This window comes from Mesorhizobium sp. WSM4819 (genome assembly GCF_055811215.1).
On record NZ_JBVVQO010000110.1, the window covers coordinates 1 to 371 of the forward strand.

Sequence of the window (371 nt, forward strand, 5' to 3'; positions counted from 1 at the left end):
GAGGTTCGCGTGCCCGAGGCCGGCCCGCCCACCGGCAAGCCGATCCAGATCAGGCTGTCAGCCGTCGACCCGAAAGGTCTCGACGACAAGGCGCGCGCCGTCGCCGCACGCATTGCCAAGGTGCCCGGCGTCATCGACATTTCCGACGGCCTGCCGCCGCCTGGCGTCGACTGGGCGCTCGACGTCGACCGCGCCAAGGCGGCGCAATACGGCATCAGCCCGACCTCGGTCGGCACGGTGGTGCAACTGGTGACGAACGGGCTGAAGCTCAGCGAATACCGGCCTGCCGGTGCTGACGACGCCGTCGACATCAGGCTGCGCCTGCCCGAGGACCGGCGCACGCTGTCGACCCTCGACGACCTCAGGGTGCA

Annotated in this window: 1 pseudogene; it reads left to right on the plus strand. The window is 70.4% G+C overall.

The window, feature by feature from the left end:
- Positions 1–371 (plus strand): annotated as a pseudogene (locus AC0L18_RS32450) (AcrB/AcrD/AcrF family protein); the annotation flags it as partial.